At 53.4% G+C, this 18,585-nt stretch carries 16 protein-coding genes; 11 read left to right on the forward strand and 5 right to left on the reverse strand.

Annotated elements, in window-relative coordinates; translation table 11 throughout:
- Positions 1-61 precede the first annotated feature (61 nt).
- On the reverse strand, positions 62-1,249 hold the full coding sequence (locus FD25_RS06205) for a multidrug effflux MFS transporter (protein WP_057802436.1): 1,188 nt from the start codon (positions 1,247-1,249) through the stop codon (positions 62-64).
- A 341-nt stretch (positions 1,250-1,590) separates the two neighbouring features.
- Here FD25_RS06205 and lepB point away from each other — a divergent pair, with 341 nt between their 5' ends.
- The 7 genes from lepB (at position 1,591) to FD25_RS06240 (ending at position 7,937) form a co-directional block, all read left to right on the forward strand.
- Complete coding sequence (gene lepB, locus FD25_RS06210) at positions 1,591-2,181, forward strand: signal peptidase I (protein WP_057802438.1); 591 nt, start codon at positions 1,591-1,593, stop codon at positions 2,179-2,181.
- 255 nt (positions 2,182-2,436) lie between these two features.
- Positions 2,437-2,892 carry a MarR family winged helix-turn-helix transcriptional regulator gene (locus FD25_RS06215; protein ID WP_057802440.1) on the forward strand — a complete coding sequence of 152 codons (456 nt, stop codon included), beginning with the start codon at positions 2,437-2,439 and terminating at the stop codon, positions 2,890-2,892.
- Between the two features lie 105 nt (positions 2,893-2,997).
- Positions 2,998-3,741, forward strand: a complete 744-nt coding sequence (locus FD25_RS06220) for an ABC transporter ATP-binding protein (protein ID WP_057802443.1) — start codon at positions 2,998-3,000, stop codon at positions 3,739-3,741.
- Positions 3,719-4,906 carry an ABC transporter permease gene (locus FD25_RS06225; protein WP_057802445.1) on the forward strand — a complete coding sequence of 396 codons (1,188 nt, stop codon included), beginning with the start codon at positions 3,719-3,721 and terminating at the stop codon, positions 4,904-4,906. The genes FD25_RS06220 and FD25_RS06225 overlap by 23 nt, the downstream gene beginning before the upstream one ends.
- A 1-nt stretch (position 4,907) precedes the next feature.
- Positions 4,908-5,558 (forward strand): TetR/AcrR family transcriptional regulator, encoded by a 651-nt coding sequence (locus FD25_RS06230; protein ID WP_057802447.1) that lies wholly within the window; start codon positions 4,908-4,910, stop codon positions 5,556-5,558.
- A gap of 149 nt (positions 5,559-5,707) precedes the next feature.
- Positions 5,708-7,039, forward strand: coding sequence for a C1 family peptidase (locus FD25_RS06235; RefSeq protein ID WP_057802449.1), 1,332 nt, complete (start codon positions 5,708-5,710; stop codon positions 7,037-7,039).
- Between the two features lie 64 nt (positions 7,040-7,103).
- On the forward strand, positions 7,104-7,937 hold the full coding sequence (locus FD25_RS06240) for an AAC(3) family N-acetyltransferase (protein WP_057802451.1): 834 nt from the start codon (positions 7,104-7,106) through the stop codon (positions 7,935-7,937).
- Between the two features lie 515 nt (positions 7,938-8,452).
- Here FD25_RS06240 and FD25_RS06245 read toward each other — a convergent pair.
- Positions 8,453-8,713 (reverse strand): hypothetical protein, encoded by a 261-nt coding sequence (locus tag FD25_RS06245; RefSeq protein ID WP_057802453.1) that lies wholly within the window; start codon positions 8,711-8,713, stop codon positions 8,453-8,455.
- A gap of 113 nt (positions 8,714-8,826) precedes the next feature.
- Positions 8,827-9,366 (reverse strand): hypothetical protein, encoded by a 540-nt coding sequence (locus FD25_RS06250; protein WP_057802455.1) that lies wholly within the window; start codon positions 9,364-9,366, stop codon positions 8,827-8,829.
- Positions 9,367-9,587: 221 nt separating this feature from the next.
- On the opposite strand from FD25_RS06250, the gene FD25_RS06255 reads away from it, so the two are divergent.
- Positions 9,588-10,400, forward strand: a complete 813-nt coding sequence (locus FD25_RS06255) for a DNA/RNA non-specific endonuclease (RefSeq protein ID WP_057802457.1) — start codon at positions 9,588-9,590, stop codon at positions 10,398-10,400.
- Between the two features lie 85 nt (positions 10,401-10,485).
- Here FD25_RS06255 and FD25_RS14060 read toward each other — a convergent pair whose 3' ends face one another.
- On the reverse strand, positions 10,486-10,641 hold the full coding sequence (locus tag FD25_RS14060) for a hypothetical protein (RefSeq protein WP_157050054.1): 156 nt from the start codon (positions 10,639-10,641) through the stop codon (positions 10,486-10,488).
- A 120-nt stretch (positions 10,642-10,761) separates the two neighbouring features.
- Here FD25_RS14060 and cls point away from each other — a divergent pair, with 120 nt between their 5' ends.
- The gene (gene cls / locus FD25_RS06260; protein WP_057802459.1) at positions 10,762-12,213 is read left to right on the forward strand and encodes a cardiolipin synthase; all 1,452 of its coding nucleotides are present in this window, start codon (positions 10,762-10,764) and stop codon (positions 12,211-12,213) included.
- A gap of 626 nt (positions 12,214-12,839) precedes the next feature.
- The gene (locus FD25_RS06265) at positions 12,840-14,651 is read left to right on the forward strand and encodes a DUF2207 domain-containing protein (RefSeq protein ID WP_057802461.1); all 1,812 of its coding nucleotides are present in this window, start codon (positions 12,840-12,842) and stop codon (positions 14,649-14,651) included.
- A 47-nt stretch (positions 14,652-14,698) separates the two neighbouring features.
- Here FD25_RS06265 and FD25_RS06270 read toward each other — a convergent pair whose 3' ends face one another.
- Positions 14,699-15,220 carry a QueT transporter family protein gene (locus FD25_RS06270; RefSeq protein WP_057802463.1) on the reverse strand — a complete coding sequence of 174 codons (522 nt, stop codon included), beginning with the start codon at positions 15,218-15,220 and terminating at the stop codon, positions 14,699-14,701.
- Between the two features lie 190 nt (positions 15,221-15,410).
- On the opposite strand from FD25_RS06270, the gene FD25_RS06275 reads away from it, so the two are divergent.
- Positions 15,411-18,509 (forward strand): YfhO family protein, encoded by a 3,099-nt coding sequence (locus tag FD25_RS06275; protein ID WP_057802466.1) that lies wholly within the window; start codon positions 15,411-15,413, stop codon positions 18,507-18,509.
- Positions 18,510-18,585 lie beyond the last annotated feature (76 nt).

The following is an 18,585-nucleotide window of genomic DNA, read 5'->3' on the forward strand; positions in this document are numbered from 1 at the left end:
TTTCTAGGACCAATTTTTAATTACTGGAATTTAGGGACTTATGTCCCAAACTCTTTGAAATTCAAGCGTGTCGTTGTTGGAACTTGGTTAAGCCAAAAGCCCCGGCGTTGCAGACGAATAGCATGATCGCCATCGCCGCGTAGGAACTCCCGGACATGCCGGCTAGTGGCGACGCTAAGCCCCCGAAGGCGTTTTGCGCCAGGCCAATCACGGCCGAAGCACTCCCCGCGTTTTGCGCCGCCTGGTCCATGATGACGGTCACGGTCAGGGTTAACAGCGCGCCAATCAGCATGACCATTAGTAAGACCAGAACGATTACCAGCCAGACGTTGGCCGGGAAGAGGAGCGAGACCAGCAGAAGCGCACTGACGCCCATGGCGGCGAGCAGTAGGCCGGTCAGTTGTTGCCGGTTGGAGTAGCGTTTCGCCAACCGTGCGGGCAGGTTACTGCCGATCACGATACCTAACCCGTTAAAGGCGTACAACAGGCTAAAGGTTTGTGGCGGCAGACCGAAACCGGTTTGAAAGACGAAGGTCGAGGCCGAAATGTAGCTGAATAGACCGCCGTAGACTAAACCGGTGGCCACGATCATGGGCCAAAATGCGGGTTGGGTGAAGAAGTGGCCCATGGCGACGAACGAGGCCCGGTAACCACCCGCCTGACGTTGATCGGCCGGCAGCGTTTCGTGCAGGCCGAAGAAGACGGCCACAGCGATGGCTAACCCAATGAGCGCCAGCAAAACGAAGATGGCTTCCCAGTCGACGTAGCGAATCATGAAGCCCCCGATGATGGGCGCAATGATGGGGAAGACCCCGTTGACGGTGTTCAGCATGGCGTAAAACCGGGTGAGTTTCTTGCCGCTGAACAGATCGCGGGCCACGGCGCGGGCAATCACCTGACCGGTTGCCCCGGCAATCCCCTGAATGAAGCGTAGCGTGATCAGCAGGGTGATGGAGTGGATGAAGGCGATGGCTAAAGAGACCAGACCAAAGACGATAAACCCAATCACCAGGGGATGTTTGCGGCCGTGTTGGTCGGATAGCGGCCCGGCGATGAGTTGGCCCAACGCCAGACCCACCAAACAACTGGTGATGCTCAGTTGCATCAGCGAGGCGTTAGTCATGAATTGCGTCCGCATTTGCGGTAAAGCGGGTAAGTAAAGGTCGATAGCAAGCGGGCCGGTGGCACTCACGGTTCCTAGCAGGAGTGTGAGCCAGATTTGCCGGCCGCGCGATAGTGAAGCGTTCAAAGAAGTCACCCTTTCGAGAGAGAGTATGTAATGATGGTGAGCGGTGCTCTAGACTTTGCTGGTAAAGTTTAGTTAACGTAGGGGCTGGCTGATTTTTGACGCAAGCGGTCGTTTGCGGACAGCTATTGGCTATTATCAGGGGAAATTGGGGAATTTGCAAGCTAATAGTGGTCTAGTCCGGTCAGAATCTTCACAAAAAGATTAATTTCGGCTAAAAAGTGGGTATTTTACGTTGTAAATGGTAAGATTAAAGACAGTTAAACTTACTCTAATTCGGTAGTGGCCGTTGATGATGACCGCTATTGCGTAAAACCAATTGCAAGATTATAAGGAGCTACACTATGCAGAAAACAAGGGAAGTTATGAGCTGGGTTATTCCGATTTTAATTGGGTTAGCGTTGGCGTTATTGATTAAGCAGTATGTATTTACCCGGGTTAAAGTTGACGGACCGTCGATGGAGCCCAACCTGAACAATGCCGAAAAGGTGATTGCCTATAAACCGGCGAAGATTAAGCACTTGAGCGTCATCGTCTTCGACGCGTACGGGGAAGATCCGTCGGCCAAGACGCACACCAACTACGTCAAGCGGGTGATCGGGTTACCCGGTGACAAGGTTAAGAGCGAGAATGGCTACATTTACGTGAACAATAAGAAGGTCAAGCAAAGCTTTATCAGTGAAGCCGAACGGACCTCCGGAACCGGGAACTGGACGCTAGCCAGCATCTCGAAACAAAACGGCTGGGCCAAGGGCAAAAAGGTCACCGTGGTACCCAAGGGCAAGTACTTTGTCCTCGGTGATCACCGAAGCGTGTCTAACGATAGCCGGTACTGGGGCTTTGTGGATAAGGACAAGGTCGTGGGCGTGGTCAAGGTTCCATTCTGGACCTCAACCAAGACTAAGCGGGCTAATGTGAACTCGCTGGCCTTTTAAATTTAAGAACATGGGTCTGGGACAAAAGTCTCAGGCTTTTTTGTGTTCCGAACATCTGGTGCTGAAACGTGCGCCAAAAGGCAGCTGGCGAGCATTAACCCCGCAAGACAGTTAATCACCTTTTATCACACTCTTGCGTTTTTTCGTCTGGTAGGTGAACTTATCGCGGGTGTCAGTCGTTAAGGGGTTGCTTGACTTTTAGCGACAATTAGTATATGCTTGCGCACGTAATTTTAATGAAAGGAGCTGGAGACCATGGTCACACCGGCAAATGATTCGGATATTTTGAAATGGTTGTCGATTGCGAATCGCTACACGCGAATTGCTTTGGATCGGCGGCTACAACCCTATCGCTTGAACGCCAGTATGTACTATTACATCTTGCGGTTACACGAACACCCGCGCATGACCCAGGATCAGTTGATTAGCTTGACGTATCTTAATCCCAGTAACGTGACCCGGGCCGTCAACCAATTGGTGAACTTGGGCTACGTTCGTAAGCGGCAATCGAAGAGTGATAAGCGGGTCTACGAGTTATCCTTGACGCGCCGGGGGGAGCAACTCTATCCGGAAATTGTTAAATTACGCCAAAGTGTGGCCGACGAGCTCTTAAGTGACGTTCCCGTGGCCCAGCACGATGACCTAGTGGCTCAGATTCGACAACTGGCCTTACGGGCCGTGGCGAACGAGAACCCGGGATCAGCAAAATAGAAGAGAAATATGCCAGGCGGGTTGACTTTTAGGAGCACCCGCCTTAAGATAAAAGCATAAATGAGTGAGCACTCACTTACATAAATTTTAAAGGACGTGAGGAAGATGGCACAACCGATGATTGATGTTCGCAACGTGGCCAAGCAGTTCGGGGCCAACGTGGTCTTAAAACAAATTAGTTTACAACTACCAGCCGGCCGAGTGATGGGGCTGATTGGTCCGTCCGGGGCGGGGAAAACGACCCTGGTCAAGGCTATTCTGGGGATGGAAAAGGTGGATTCGGGGACGACCACGGTTCTGGGTACCGAGATGCCCAATCGCCAAATTATGCAAAAAATCGGGTACATGGCCCAAAGCGATGCGTTATACGAGACCCTGACGGCCCGGGAAAATTTACGGTTCTTCGGTGAACTGATGGGGGTCACGGGCACGGCATTGACCAGTAGCATTACGCACGTGGCCCAAGTGGTCAATTTGACGGCTGAGTTGAATCGCCGGGTCAGTGCCTACTCCGGGGGGATGAAACGGCGATTGTCCTTAGCCATTGCGCTGATTGCCGACCCCGACCTGTTGATCTTAGACGAACCCACGGTCGGGATCGACCCCGAGTTACGTCAACAGATTTGGGCGGAACTACGGCAACTCAAGCAACACGGCAAGGCCATCCTGGTGACCACCCACGTGATGGACGAGGCCGAACGGTGTGACGAACTGATGCTGATCCGTGAGGGAATTGCGTTGGCTCAGGGGACGCCGGACGATTTGAAACAAGAGTATGCGGTAGACACGATTGAACAAGTATTTTTGAAAGCGGGGCGGCTCCAAGATGAGAACCATAGCGATCGTTAAACGCGTGTTACGCGAAATGTTACGGGACAAACGGACCTTGGCGTTGATGTTTATTGCGCCATTGTTTATCCTGTCGTTGATGTATTTTCTGTTCCAAAACAATTCGACCAGTGTGGCCAAGATTGGGGTCAGCAACGTGAACACCAGTCTGGTCAAGGCGCTGAAGAACAAGCACACGGACTTGGCGGCCTACGGGGATCACGCCAACGCCAAAACAACTATTCGTCAGCACAACTTAGCGGCGTTTATCCACGAACAAGACGGCAAGTTAACGGTGACCTATTCGAACAGCCAACCCAGTGATACGGCGCTGGTCAAGCAGGCCTTACAGGGTGGGGTTACCAAGTTGAAAGTCCAAGCTTTAGTGGCAGCTACCAAGACCCAAAAACAAGTGCTGCAGCAACAGGCCAAGGTGTTAAAGACGGTCATGGCCCAACAGCAGAAACTACAAGCGGCCCAAGGTACGACGCGGGGCCAGACGGCGACAACGGGGACCACGACTAAACCGAAGACGGTTCCCAATTACACGGTCACGAGCCATTATCTTTACGGTAACTCGGACTCGACGTTCTTCGATACCTTCTTACCAGTTCTGTTAGGGTTCTTCGTGTTCTTCTTCGTCTTCTTGATCTCGGGGATTTCGTTGTTAAACGAACGCACCACGGGCACCTTGACCCGGTTGTTGGCGACGCCCGTGCGTCGGGGGGAAATCATCACCGGCTACCTGATCGGTTACGGCCTCTTTGCGGTGATTCAGACCATCATCACGGTGACCTTCGCATTGACGGTCTTTAACGTGCACATGTTGGGCAGTGTCTGGCTGATTTTACTGATTAACTTCCTGCTGGCGATGGTGGCGTTATCGATGGGAATCTTTATCTCTACGTTTGCCAATTCGGAATTTCAGATGGTTCAGTTTATTCCGCTGCTGATCGTGCCCCAGGTCTTCTTCTCGGGCATCATCACAATCTCGACCATGCCCGACTGGTTACAATGGCTGGCCCACATCTTCCCGTTGTATTATGGAGGAGACGCGTTGATGAACGTGGCGACTCGCGGCTTCAGTCTCAGCGCCGTGAGTGGCGATCTCTGGATCTTACTGTTCTTTGCGGTCGCTTTCACCACACTCAACGTGATCGGTTTAAAACGGTATCGGAGGGTTTAAGATGACGGAAAATACGGATATTCGCACGGCCTTTGACCAGGTCATGGCCGAGGACCACGATCTCCCGGCGAAACAAAAACAGGTGTTAGCGGCCAGTCTGACACTCTTTGCCGAACAGGGATTTGCTAACACGACGACCAAGCAGATTGCGGACCGGGCGGGGGTCGCCGAGGGCACGGTTTATCGCCGTTACAAGACGAAGGACGAACTCCTGGCCGCACTGCTAAAGCCGATGGTCACCCAGGTCTTACCCCGCTTGATGCACGAATTTGCGCAGCAGGTCAAGACCATGCAACACCTGACGCGCCGACAGTTATTGACGGCGCTAATCGAAAATCGGGTGGCGTTTTTGGAGGACAACTGGCAGGTCGGTAAGATTCTGATTAACGAAATGATGATTAGAGACGACTTACGGCAAAGCGTGATGTTGAATGCCGGCCCCATCATCCAAAAGACGTTGTTTCCCATTTTGGACCAGTTACGGGAGCAGCACGAATTAGCCGCAATTCCCAACGACATGGTGGGCCAGTTCGTGATTGGGACGGTATTGACCAACCTGCTGCGAGCGAACCTGCAGGGCGACTTCGCGGCGTTTAGCCAGCGCGCGCCGTATCTGATTGATTTCCTGGACCGGGGATTGGCGCCTAAATAAAGCGATTCATCAAGAAAGTGGTTAGGCACAACTAACCACTTTTTTGATGGGGATGATTGCGTTCACCAGAGGAAAGGCTTAGAATAAAAATATTCATTATGAGATTAAAATGAGAACTCTCATTTTTGCTGAAAGAGGGAATTGAGTTTATGGATGAAACACAAACGAATTCGGCCTTAACGCCGGCCGATTTAGCGGCCTTTCACGCCGACTTAGTCAAGCAACCCGCCCACGAAGTGATTAGTCGGGCGGTTCGCAAGAGTGGGGTCTTAGCTGCTTCTGAGGATCCAAACGCCAACGTCCGCTTGAACCGGACCTTCTCCGTGGAACTGGATACGGGGAAAGTCTCCAACCAGAAGCATTCTGGGCGGTGCTGGTTGTTCTCGACGCTCAACACGTTACGGCACCAATTCGCCGCCAAGTACAACGTGAAGGACTTCGAACTCTCCCAAAGTTACCTGTTCTTCTGGGATAAGATCGAACGCGCCAACATCTTCTACGACAACATCTTACGGACGGCCAGCAAGCCGGCCAGCGATCGGGAGGTCAGCTTCTACCTGGCTCGGCCCGGCGAAGATGGTGGTCAGTGGGCCATGGGTGCCGCGTTAGTCCAAAAGTACGGGGTGGTGCCGACCAGTGCCATGCCCGAATCCTTTAACACCAACGACACCACTGGGTTTGCGGCGGCGTTGGACCTGAAACTACGGAAGGATGCGTTGACTTTACGACAGTTAGTGGCGGATCACGCGACTGATGCGGAGATTGCGACGGCTCGCAAGAACGCGTTAAGCGAAGTCTACCGGATGGCGGCCTATTCGATTGGGGAACCGCCAACCACGTTCGACCTGGAATATAAGGACGACAAGCACCAGTACCACCGGGACGCGAACCTGACGCCTCAGGACTTCTTTGCCAAGTATTTCGACGTGGATTTGGACGACTACGTGGTCTTATCGAACTCGCCGGACAAGGCTTTCGACAAGCTCTACGCGTTGCCGAGTCAGGATAACGTGGTGGGCGGCAAACACATCACCTTCCTAAACTTACCAATGGCGGACCTGAAACAGGCTACCATCGCGCAGTTGAAGTCTGGTGAAACGGTCTGGTTCGGTAACGACGTGCTCCAACAAATGAGTCGGCAACGGGGCTTTCTCGACAGTCACCTCTACCAGACCGCCGACCTGTTCGGTGTCGACTTGAGCCTGACCAAGGCGCAACGCTTGGAATACCACGAAGCCGAAGTATCCCACGCCATGACCTTTACCGGGGTAGACCTGGTGGACGACCAATCTACGCGTTGGAAGGTCGAAAACAGTTGGGGTGAAAAGAATGGCGACCAGGGCTACTTCGTGATGACCGACGACTGGATGGACGATTTTGTCTACGAAGTCGTGGTTCACAAGCGGTTCTTAACGCCGGCCCAACGCGCCATCTTGACCACCACGCCGGAAACCTTACCGGCCTGGGATTCGTTGAACTAATTAAGTTAATTGAAGCGTTGACGCGCAGGCGCCAGCGCTTTTTTTCAAAGGGAGCGTGATAAGGATGTCGGCATGGCAACAGAAGCCCATCACGGCGGTGGTGACCGCCCAAGAGTTACAGGACCAACTCCTAGCGTTGGGGCTACAAGCGACCGACAGTTGTTTGGTCCATACGGCGCTAAGCCAATTTGGCTACATTCCCGGGGGTGAACAGACCGTGGTATCCGTGCTCAAGCGAGTCTTGCGCCAGGGCAACCTGGTGATGCCCGCACAGACCGCCGATTATTCGGATCCCGGCGATTGGGAATGGCCACCGGCCGTACCCGCGGCGGTTCAACGGATTCGCGCGAGTATGCCGCCGTTCGACCGCCGTCTTAGTCCGACGCACTTTATCGGGAAGACCCCGGAATATTTCCGGACTTTACCGGGAACGGTGCGCAGCGGGCATCCGTTGTACTCCCTGTGTGCCTGGGGCCAAAATAGCGTCGAAATTTGTGAGACCACGACCTATGATCTCCCGTTCGGCCCCGCTAGTCCTTTACAAAAACTCTACGCGCTGGACGGGAAAATCGTGATGTTAGGGACCGGTTATGAGAGCTGTACGGCCCTGCACCTGGCTGAATCGACGATCAACCGGCCTCAGTTTACCGAGGTTGCCCCCGTCGCACAGGGTGACCAGACGGTGTGGACCACTTTTAAAAACGTTGCGCTGGAACCTTACGACGATTTTAAGGCGCTGGGCACGCGCTTCGAACAGGCCCATCCGCGAGCCGTCCAACGCATGACGGTGGCGCCCGGCACCATTACCGTAGTGGCGCTGCGGCCCCTAATTGATTTTGCCCGGGATTATTACCGCCAGAAGGACCGGCGACATCCCGACCGGTTACGGCGGGAGTAAGTTTAACTGAAAAAACAAAGGGGTCCCCGCAAGCACTCAACGGCTTACGGGGACCCTCGTGGTTTAACTAAAAAACCGTCTCTGGTTAGGAGGCGGTCGACCCGCTTGGTTAGAACGGGGATTCATTTTATTGGTGAATAAAATGAAAAAAGGTTGGTTAATTAGGTTTTTGGTATACCCGTAGCATAACCGGTAATTGTGAAGAAATTGTGAAGAAAATTAACGAGTAAATAATGCAAATGATTAGATGATAATTATCAATTGTGAAAAGGGGCTGAAAAGGCTTTTGAATTACTTTTTTCTAATCGTTTTAACTAGTTTTAACGAGATATTCGCCATTCACGACTGATAAATTGATGGTTTCTGATAATAAAGTGATTATATTGATAATTATCAGCTAATGATTTGGTGGAAATTAAATTTTAAAAAATTAATGGCTTAGCGACGATGAAAACAGCCTTTAACGGTCCAGTCACACCCAAAAACGACGGGGAGTTCCCCGTCGTTAGAAGAAATTATGGTCGTAAGTGGGACCGCTTGCCGGGATGAGCCGACCGCAGGGCCAACTGCTTAGTCTTTTCCCGTTCGATTTGGAGTTGCTTTTTGAGCTGACGAGTTTTCCAGAAACCGTGAGCGGCCACGACTGCGGGGAAAGCGCCGGCGGCCACGGTCACGGGGATCAACCAGGGATAGTCGCGAACCAAGGCGTAGCAGGCCTGACGTTTCTCGGCGAGTTCGGTGGGCGTTAGGGGAGTCAAACAATGGTGTGACAGCATACAAATCACGCTCCTTTTGGCCCCATCATACCGCAAAATGTAACCGCTGTCAGTGAAACGAATCAGTTAAAAAAACGGGCTCACCATGGCAAGCCCGCTCATAAAATCCAAATTTAGTTGTTGATCTTAACCAGAACGGCGTTGGTCACGTCTTCGTCGACATCGCGGTCAATGTGGTAACCCGCCACCTTCAAGCCCGTCGACTTGTTGGTGCCCGTCAACGTCTTCTTGACCGTGAACTTCTGGGTCATCGGGATGCCCGAGAGCTTCCCCTTGAAGTGAATGACAGTCTGGTTGCCCTTGGTGGTAAAGGTAGCCTTTAGGGAACCCGCCTTGTTCAGAGCCTTCGCCTTTTTGGCGGCGTTGTAGGTCTTATAGAACTTATCGACATTGTAGACCGTGGCCTTACCGTTCTTGTTAAAGCGGTAGGCTTCTAGGCCAGAATTGCTCTTAGCGTTGACGCCACCGGCTACGTACCAGAGTTGCTGGGTACCGGTCACCGTTGACTTCACGTCACTCTTCTTAGTGGTTTGGTTCTTAAAACTAGCCTGTTGGTTGCTGCCGGATTGGCTACTCTTACTGCAGCCAGCTAACCCGATGGTGACTAGGGCGACGAGACTCAAGATGGTCGCATAAATCCGGGTTTTCTTCATGATTAATTCACCTCATTAAAAATAATCACACGGTACACCGTGTTTGCTGAATCTTTCCTCATCCCAGACCAGTATAGCATGGACCCGCGGTTGGTTTGCGGCCAGGGCGTTAAAAAAAGATTAAGTTCCGTTGACAATTTCGCCCCGAAAAGGCGCACAACTGTTCGCTTTTTTCTGGTAAAATAGGGGCACAGTGCAGAGAATTGAGGGAGGAATTAGGAATGGGTAAACGTCGTCGACGCCGTCGGGGGACGTCGCTCTCCATTTACGGGGCGATTTTATTAGTCTTAGTGGGACTGGTCGGTAGCCTGAGCGGTCAGGGCAATCCGACGGCCCGGAAAATTACGGACCAGGCTAGTCAGGTCATCAATCAGGTGGCGGGAAAGTCGAGTGGAGCCACCACCACACCGAAACAATCGGTGGCCACCAAGGCACTAGCGCAAGAGGCCTATCAGGGCACGCAAATCGTGGCGGTCAACCACAACAAGCCCACCTTTACCGGGAGCGACTTGTCCCTGAAGAAGGGGGCCTGGCAGAGCTACGGCAACCTGGATGGGTTGAACCGGGTCACCACGGCCAACGCGATGTTGAGCAAAAGCATCATGCCGACCGCCAAGCGGCAACCGCTCAACGTGACGCCCACGGGGTGGCATAACAAGTCCTATACGGTCAACGGTAAGCGGGGGTATCTGTATAACCGCTGTCACCTGATCGGCTATCAGTTAACGGGCCAGAACAACAACTGGAAAAACTTGATGACCGGGACCCGGTCGCTTAACGATCCGGGTATGACGGCTTACGAGAATCCGGTGGCCAGTTACCTGCGGACCCATCCGAGTGATCACGTGCGCTATCAGGTCCAACCGGTTTTTCGCGGTAACGAACTGGTCGCTCGGGGCGTGCACATGCAGGCCCAGTCGATCGAAACCAAAGATATCAGCTATAACGTCTACATTTTCAACATTCAGGCGGGTGTCAAAATTGCTTACGACACGGGTTACAGCCAGTTAGGTGACCCGGCCGCGTCTTTTTAAACGCTAACGATGAAAAAAGGGTTCCACAGAATTGCATTGATTCTGCGGAACCCTTTTTTAGATGTGTTCAACCCGCATGACGAAACTAACGACGGTTAGCGTAACGGTAAATCAAATATAAGACGATACCGACGAGGAGAATAACCCCCACCATCGGATTTTCTCGAAAAATCCAGTGAATGACCCGAAATGGACTGGTTCCGTGGAGACCGCCCAAGAGGGTGATACCGTGAGTCAACATTGCTTGAACCCCCTTAAGAATTATTCTTATTGTAGACGATTCAAAACTTAAAAAAAAGTAAAGACATTTACCGGTTTTGGCGTATGATGAAAAGGACAAAGAGAGAAGGAGGAGCTAACTGTGAGTATTTCTGCGATTATTGAGGCCATCATTATCTTAAACGCGGTGTTGGCCTTTCTGACGGTGTTCCGTGAGAAACGGGATATCGCCGCCACCTGGGCCTGGATGCTGGTGTTGGTCTTGGTCCCCATCGTGGGGTTCATCGCCTACGCGTTCATTGGCCGAAAGCTGCCGAAGGGCCGGATGTTTCGTTTGCAACACCAGGTCGCGATGCAACTGGACGAACGGTTGCAACAGCAGCGCCAAAAGCTAGGTAAACAGATCATGCCGGCCGACCGCATCAGCCATTCGGTCATCAACATGGTCAACATGTTCATGTCGACCGATCAGGCCTTTTTGGCCCGCCAGAACAAGGTGCAGGTGATTACGGACGGCCACGACCTCTTCCGGATGATCATGGAAGACATCGAACAGGCCACGTCGAGCGTGCACATCGAATTTTACACGTTTTATAACGACCGGATCGGTAACGAAATTTTAGACCTCTTGGTGCAAAAGGCCAAGGCGGACGTCGAAGTCCGCGTGATTTACGATCCGTGGGGGTCGATGGGGACCTGGAAACGGTTCTTTAAACCCCTGATGGACGCCGGTGGCCACGTGGAACCCTTCCTGGGCACCCGGTCGGCCGTCATCGACTTTCGGCTGAACTTCAGAGATCACCGAAAAATCGTGACGGTCGATGGGCGGGTCGGCTACGTCGGGGGCTTTAACATCGGTGACCAGTACCTAGGCCGCAAGGAAAAGTTTGGGTACTGGCGCGACACCCATTTGCGGATCATCGGCTCGGGCGTCTTCTCGTTGCAGGCCCGCTTCATGTTGGACTGGAACGCGACGGATCGCGACCATCCCTTTAACGACCAGAAGATTGATTCGCGCTACTTCCCGTTGACGACGGTGAAGGGGGAAACTAGTTTGCAGATTGTGTCGAGCGGGCCGGATTCCGATCTTCAACAGATCAAGATGGGGTACATGCGGATGATCCAGACGGCCGAAAAGAGCCTGTGGATTCAAACGCCGTACCTGATTCCCGATGATAGTGTGTTGGACTCGTTGCGGATCGCGGCCATGGCCGGCATCGACGTGCGGATCATGATTCCGGACAAACCCGACCACGCCTTCGTGTACCGGGCGACCCAGTACTACGCCCGGCAGTTGGCTAACGACGGGGTCAAGATTTATTACTACCATAACGGGTTCATTCACGCCAAGACCATGGTGGTCGACGGGAAGTTAGCGTCCGTGGGGTCGGCTAACATGGACTACCGGAGCTTTAAGTTAAATTTCGAAATCAACGCGTTTGTTTATGACGAACAGATTGCCACGCAACTCGAGAACATCTATAAAATTGATATGACGCATAGCGAGTTGATTACGCCGGAGAAGTTCGATCAACAGTCACTGTATTTGAAATTCAAGCAAACCGCCTCACGCCTGCTTTCGCCGATTTTGTAAAGGCAAATTAGTTGGTGTTACTACGGTGCGGGTGTATTCTATGGGTGCTGACGAACTGGACTAACGCCCGGATTGAGGCCGGGAAACGGGGTTTTCCGGTGGGCGTTAGGCCTTTTGGCAGAATCTAATACATGTGTGAAGGGGGCCACCGTTTAACCCAAACGGTGGTCTTTTTTGCGACCAATTTAAAGGGGTTAAACCTAATAAGATTTGTCCTTGATGGCGCTTCCGATCCAATCAGAAACGGGCTGGAACGGGGTGGGCACGGCTTCAAGCCCGCAGATCAGGTCTTGAAGACCGACCTTTGTCTAGGTCGACAAAAAACGCCGACCAAGACAAACGACACCCCTGAGCCCGTTTCTGATTGGCTCTCCAGCTCATACTGGTAATTAATGATTTCTTTTCAAACAATTCCCAAATGGGTGAGTGTTCATTCAATGTAGTGGTCAATTTCAAAACAGATTTTATGCCATTAGATTCTGAGAGCAGGTGGGCAACTTGGTTTATCTCAATTTTCCCTATCCGAATGCGTCTAAATTATTTCATTTCTCTATAGGAACGTTTAGGCACTATGCTACACTAAAAGGGACTGTTAACGCATAAATGCGAATCGAGGAGGGGCTAACATGCGACAGCTTTGGTACTGGGGATGGCTTCTGTTGGGACTGGTCGTGGTGGGGAGTTTCTCTCCCGTCACCGCGCACGCCGATTACCGGATTTCGGCGTACCGGACCCAGATTAATATACATAAAAACGGCAACGCAAATCTGACACAACACGTGACTTATCGATTTGACGATGATTACCACGGTGTTTTCGTGGTTCAGGACTTACGGGGAATCAAGGGAGGCCGCCTAACCGGTGTGACCACGCAATTGAACCGGCAGGCGACCCGGGCCGTGGCCGCGGCGTCGACGGGGGCCACCAACACCTATCAGTTGACCCAAACGCCGGAGCGCTTGAAGGCCAAGGTGTACCGGCCCGTTACGGACGGAGACACCTTGCGCGTGACCTATCACCTGGCGTTAACGGGGGTGGTCACGAACTACTTGGACACCGCCGAACTGAATTGGAAAATCGTCGGAACGGGCTGGGAGGTCCCCTTACACCAAGTTAAAGTGACCATACAACTTCCGGCCACGCGGGTGTCACAATTACAGGCGTGGACGCACGGGCCACTAGCGGGTCATACCCAGGTCGACCGGCAACGGGGACGGGTCACGTTGACCGTTCCCCAAGTGGCCGCGAAGACGGCTGTGGAGAGTCACTTACTCTTTCCCACTAGTGTGACCCCACAAGCGCCGCGGGTGGCCCAGAAGAAAAAGGCTGCCGTGCAGCGACAAGAGGCCCGTTTAGCGCAACAAGCTAACGCTAAACGTCAGCGGCAACGGTGGTTAGTGGGTGGTAGTTTTGCCCTGTTAGTGACGGCGACCGTGATTGTCGCTGGTCTGGACGTCCGGTGGTTCCGCCGGCATCCGGGTAACCGGTACCCGCACCCCATTCCGATTCCGCACTCGTTTGACGTGCCAACTGTGGCCCCAGCCGTGGCGGAATCGTTGGTCGATGCGGCGGCACCGAACACCAACGCGTTGACCGGAGAAATCTTACGCGCGGCGAGTCGGCGACAACTGACCCTGACCGCCGAAAAGCAGGGCCGTCACCAAACCATGCGATTAACCCGGAAGGCCGAACTCGACAATTCGTTTTTAACGCACTGTTTTCAAACGATTGGGCAGGACGGATCGTTTACGTTGGCTGATTTGAAACAGTACGGGAAAAAGGACCAAAAGGGCCGGCTCGGGAAATGGTTCCACCAGTGGCAAGAAGAAATTAACCAGGACGTCGAACCCTATCAGGATGCCGATAACGTGGATTTGCGCCAGCGCTACCTGACGCGTGGCCTACGGTTGACCGTCCTCCTGGTGCTGACCGCCGGCGTGAGTTGGGTCGTCAATCCGACCGTTGGCGCTTGGGGTACCGGCCTAAGTGGGTTGGGCCTCATCGCCCTGTGGGTCAGTGTGCGGCAACTTCGTCGGCACATCGACCGCAACAACGCAGCAGGGTTGATTTTGGTCAACGACATCGGGGGCTTTCGCCGGATGCTGAAGGACATCGGGAACTTCAACACCGCTAAAATTGGCGATCTCATCCTGTGGGAAGATATTTTACCGTACGCCGCAGCGTTCGGGTTGTCCAAACAGGTCATCGCTAAATTAAAGGTCGACTTTGGCGCCGATGCCTTGGCGGCCGGGTTTGTTGGCTTCTATATCGGTACCGAAAACTACGGTTTTGCCGATTTGGGGGACGCAATTAATTCCGGAATTTCCGGCTCACTCCAAGTTTCCGGGGGCGCCAGTTCCACTACGGGCGGTTCCGGTGGATTTTCCGGTGGTAGCTCGGGTGGTTTTGGGGGCGGCTCCGGTGGTGGAGCGTTCTAGTGATAAAACCACTAAAAAAACGACGACCAACTGGCCGCCGTTTTCGGTTACTTGGTAAAATCGATTTTAAGACTGAGCAGGTAGATGATGATCCCGCCGACCACCATGCTGGCGAGTTCGCCGGCCCCAATGGATAGCCAGTTGTCCCAAAACGTTGGCCAGAAAGCCGTTTTGGCGATGAACGCGAATTCCCAGGCAATCATGCACATGAAGAAAACGGCGACGACCGTGTTCAACACGAGCTTGCCGATCTTATTGGGGACGTAACGTCCCAACCAGTACATGACCAGTAGGGCCAAGAGAGTTTGGGTGGTCCCGGTGACCACGTCGAGGAGTCCCAGCGAGGAGCCGAAGATGTTGGCGACAAAGACGCCCAGCGTGACCGCGACAATGTACCGCCGATTAAAACTGACCAGGTGGTTGAACATTTCGGAGAAACGAACTTGAACAACACCATAGCTTAGGGCTGGCAAGGCCATCGTAACCACGACGTAGAGGGCAGCAACTAGGGCCGCTAGCACCATGTCGCGGGGGCTATCGATCCCTAAAAAACTTTTCTTAGAATTCACGAGAAATTCCTTCCTTTGCTATGTATTCAGTTTTTAAAAAACCTTTACAAGGGTAGCGCAAAACGCGGTGTTTGGCAAAGCGTCGCCGGTTTCGGCCGGCAGGTGAGTTTGACACTCGCCGGTCAGCTTTGTACATTAAAACTAGACGATTTTAAAAGACGTGTAAAAATTATTGGGGGTTTAATAAAAAATGGAGATTGCACACCACCGGTGGCCCATCACGCTGCTTTATACGCTAGCGTTCTTGGTGATTGGGGGCCTGAGCTTCGGGGTCTTCGTGCTAGCCCACCGGACGTTGATCTGGAACATGGATGGTATCACCCAACATTATCCAATCATGATCGAGTTACACCGCTTGTTGACGCAAAAGGGCTTAGCCGGACTGGCCGGCTGGTCGTGGACCTTTGGGTTGGGCGCGGATAAGCTGACGACGCTGGCCTATTACGTGCTGGGGGATCCCTTCGCGTACCTCTTGGCCTTTTTCCCGTTAAGCCATTTTGAAGCGGGTTACGGGTTGTTCATCATCTTACGCCTGTACGCCACGGGGCTGGCCTTTATCCCGTTAGCTAAACGTTATCATTTTAAACCAATCAGTCAACTATTAGGGACGTTAGCCTACGCCTTTACGGGCTATTCGTTGATGGTGGGGGATCATCATCCGTTCTTCCTATTACCGATGATCTGGTTTCCGTTGTTGCTAGTGGGCATCGACCGCATCTACCACGGGCAAAGCTGGGCCTTCCTCGGTTTCATCACGGGGCTGGCCATCCTGAGTAACTTTTACTTTGCGTACATATTGGGATTGGGTAGCTTGATTTATGCCGTGATTCGGTATGGTCACTTACGGGCAGCTCGGGAGTTGACCATTAGTTTAGGGGCCGCGATTCGCCGGTGTCTGCTGGCGGCGGTGAGCGGGGCACTGTTTGCCGGGACTTTAATTTTGCCGTCGGTATTGATGATGCTCCAGTCCACGCGCGCGGCCGCAAAATTTGCCAACGGCCTGTGGCTGTACCCGTTGAGTTATTATTTAAAACTCAGTAACGCCATTCTCACGACCGGGGATAGTCCCACCTACTGGGCAATTCTGGGGATGAGTGGTCTGGGCTTTCTGGGCTGTGTTTACGTACTCGTTCACTGGCGCCAGCAGCGCAGCCTGGCGTTGACCCTGGTTCTGATCGTCGTGGGGCTCGGGTTTCCGGCGGTTGCGGCCTTCTTTAACGTCCTCTCCACGCCGTCGAACCGGTGGTTGTTACTGGTGGCGGTGCCCGTGACGCTGGCCACGATGGTGTTGACCGATCACGTCACCACGCTGACCACGCACGACCGGTGGTGGCTGATGGGGGCGACCGGTGGCTTACTGTTGCTGGTGTATTTGAGCAACGGGTTAGTGTTTAATAACCCGGGACGTAATCTGATTACCTACGGGTTATTATTAGCGTTAACGGTGGTGCTGGTCGGCAGTGCCCACCAACCCGCCAAGGTCACGCTAACACTGGTCAGTGGCTTATTGGGCCTGAATCTGATCAGTAACGCTTGGGGCTATTACGATCCCAACGCGGGGCGCCCGGCAACGCAACAATTGCGGCGGGGCGACGCAACTAAATATTTAAAGGACTACTACGATGGTGCCCAGGTAGTCCCCCAGGCGGATTCACAGTTTACCCGAGTCAGCACACTTCCCGACTATAACCTGTTGCGGACCGTCGGCAATAACTTTACGATGTTGCACGGGTTACACGGCATCATGTCGTACTTTTCCGTGGAAAACGGCTACGTGGGGCAGTTCAGTCAGGACTTACAGAACTCACAGTACGCGATGAATTCGCCCATCACGCAAGCGGATAACCGAACGGCGTTTAACAACCTGCTAGGCGTTAAATACCTGTTTGCCCGGCAGGACCAGATTGCCGCCAAGAAGGCGTTACCTTACGGGTATCGGGTGTCTAAAAAGGTCTTTAACGAACAGGCCGTTTACGGCCTGTCTAACGGCACGGGCACGCAGGTGTTGACTAGCAAACTGGCCTTCCCGTTGGTTTATAGTCAACCGCAAGCCCTGACGACGACGCAATGGCGGCGCCTATCGGGGCCGGACCGTGAACGCAGTCTGACGCAAGCGGCGCTAGTCAAACGGCGCTCAGCCAACGTGGCGGCGGCGCACTACACGCCCATGCAAAAGGACCTCGACTATACCGTGACCGCCAACACCATTCCGGTGGTTGATAGCGTGAATAAGGCGATCCAGTACCGGGTGAAGCAGGCCGTTGTGGGGCAGAAGGGGAACCTGAACCAGCAACAGACGGCCAACTTTGGGGAGACGCTCAAGGCGCCGAAGTTTAAGTTGGACGAAAATGGCTTGCTGAGCACGGCGGATGAAAAGCTTTACGCCCCGCTGGCGCAGTTGAACCACAACCGGCGGGCCCTTGACCGGGTTCTGGCGCAAAACCAAAAGATCGTGACGCAAAACCAACAGGACAACCAGACCGGGTTACACCAGATGGTCAGTGACGCGCAGGGGCAACCCCTGAGCTACACGCTGACCATCGACCGGCCGCAAGCCGCCCAGGGGACCGAACTGTATCTGGAACTGGACGGCATTCAAGCGAAGACGCAGACCACCCAGGAACGGATGCAGGCCGCGGACAACACCAGTGTGCTGGGCTTGACGCCCCGGTCGCGTCTCACTAAGTTAAACGATTGGCGCGATGCCGTTCGGAATCCGGACTTGGGCGACTACTGGGTCACGGCCCAGACGCGAAACCAAACGCAGGCCTTTTCGCAATTCGGGATCGATAACCTGTCGGATTACGAACCGAAACACCGGGTGTTACTTAACCTGGGTTATAGTCAACAAAAACGCCAGACCGTGGACGTAACCTTTAGCGCCACGCAACAGATCAATTTCAAGTCGGTCAAGCTCATTGCCATGCCGTTTAATCAGACCTACGATCGCCAGGTTCAAGCGGCGCAGCAACGTGGGCTGCAACAGCCCCACATCTCGGATAACCGGGTCAGTGGGACTTTGACTGCGGCCAAACCCAGCGTCTTAACCACGTCGATGCCGTACTCGGACGGGTGGCATTTAACGGTCGATGGTAAATCAACGGCCACGCAGGTGGTGAACGACGGGTTCGTTGGGGCCAATTTATCGGCGGGGCGTCACCGTATCGTGTTGACGTACCGGACACCGGGCCTGCAATTGGGGCTATGGTTAAGCCTGGTTGGTGCGCTGATGCTGCTCGCCGGCGGCCTCTGGCACCTGTTACGGCGACCACTCAAGTCAAAACATTAAGTCATGACTCCTCAAAAGTCGTACACTCTTTAAAAAGGGTGGCGGCTTTTTTGGTCGACCATCGCGAAGGGAGTCG

It is taken from the genome of Levilactobacillus acidifarinae DSM 19394 = JCM 15949 (assembly GCF_001434835.1).
Classification (GTDB): domain Bacteria; phylum Bacillota; class Bacilli; order Lactobacillales; family Lactobacillaceae; genus Levilactobacillus; species Levilactobacillus acidifarinae.

Excerpts from the sequence above, each read along its gene's own strand:
- lepB (WP_057802438.1), top strand. The coding sequence starts at position 1,591 with ATGCAGAAAACAAGGGAAGTTATGAGCTGGGTTATTCCGATTTTAATT.
- FD25_RS06215 (WP_057802440.1), top strand. The coding sequence starts at position 2,437 with ATGGTCACACCGGCAAATGATTCGGATATTTTGAAATGGTTGTCGATT.
- FD25_RS06220 (WP_057802443.1), top strand. The coding sequence starts at position 2,998 with ATGGCACAACCGATGATTGATGTTCGCAACGTGGCCAAGCAGTTCGGG.
- FD25_RS06225 (WP_057802445.1), top strand. The coding sequence starts at position 3,719 with ATGAGAACCATAGCGATCGTTAAACGCGTGTTACGCGAAATGTTACGG.
- FD25_RS06230 (WP_057802447.1), top strand. The coding sequence starts at position 4,908 with ATGACGGAAAATACGGATATTCGCACGGCCTTTGACCAGGTCATGGCC.
- FD25_RS06235 (WP_057802449.1), top strand. The coding sequence starts at position 5,708 with ATGGATGAAACACAAACGAATTCGGCCTTAACGCCGGCCGATTTAGCG.
- FD25_RS06240 (WP_057802451.1), top strand. The coding sequence starts at position 7,104 with ATGTCGGCATGGCAACAGAAGCCCATCACGGCGGTGGTGACCGCCCAA.
- FD25_RS06245 (WP_057802453.1), bottom strand. The coding sequence starts at position 8,713 with ATGCTGTCACACCATTGTTTGACTCCCCTAACGCCCACCGAACTCGCC.
- FD25_RS06250 (WP_057802455.1), bottom strand. The coding sequence starts at position 9,366 with ATGAAGAAAACCCGGATTTATGCGACCATCTTGAGTCTCGTCGCCCTA.
- FD25_RS06255 (WP_057802457.1), top strand. The coding sequence starts at position 9,588 with ATGGGTAAACGTCGTCGACGCCGTCGGGGGACGTCGCTCTCCATTTAC.
- FD25_RS14060 (WP_157050054.1), bottom strand. The coding sequence starts at position 10,641 with ATGTTGACTCACGGTATCACCCTCTTGGGCGGTCTCCACGGAACCAGT.
- FD25_RS06265 (WP_057802461.1), top strand. The coding sequence starts at position 12,840 with ATGCGACAGCTTTGGTACTGGGGATGGCTTCTGTTGGGACTGGTCGTG.
- FD25_RS06275 (WP_057802466.1), top strand. The coding sequence starts at position 15,411 with ATGGAGATTGCACACCACCGGTGGCCCATCACGCTGCTTTATACGCTA.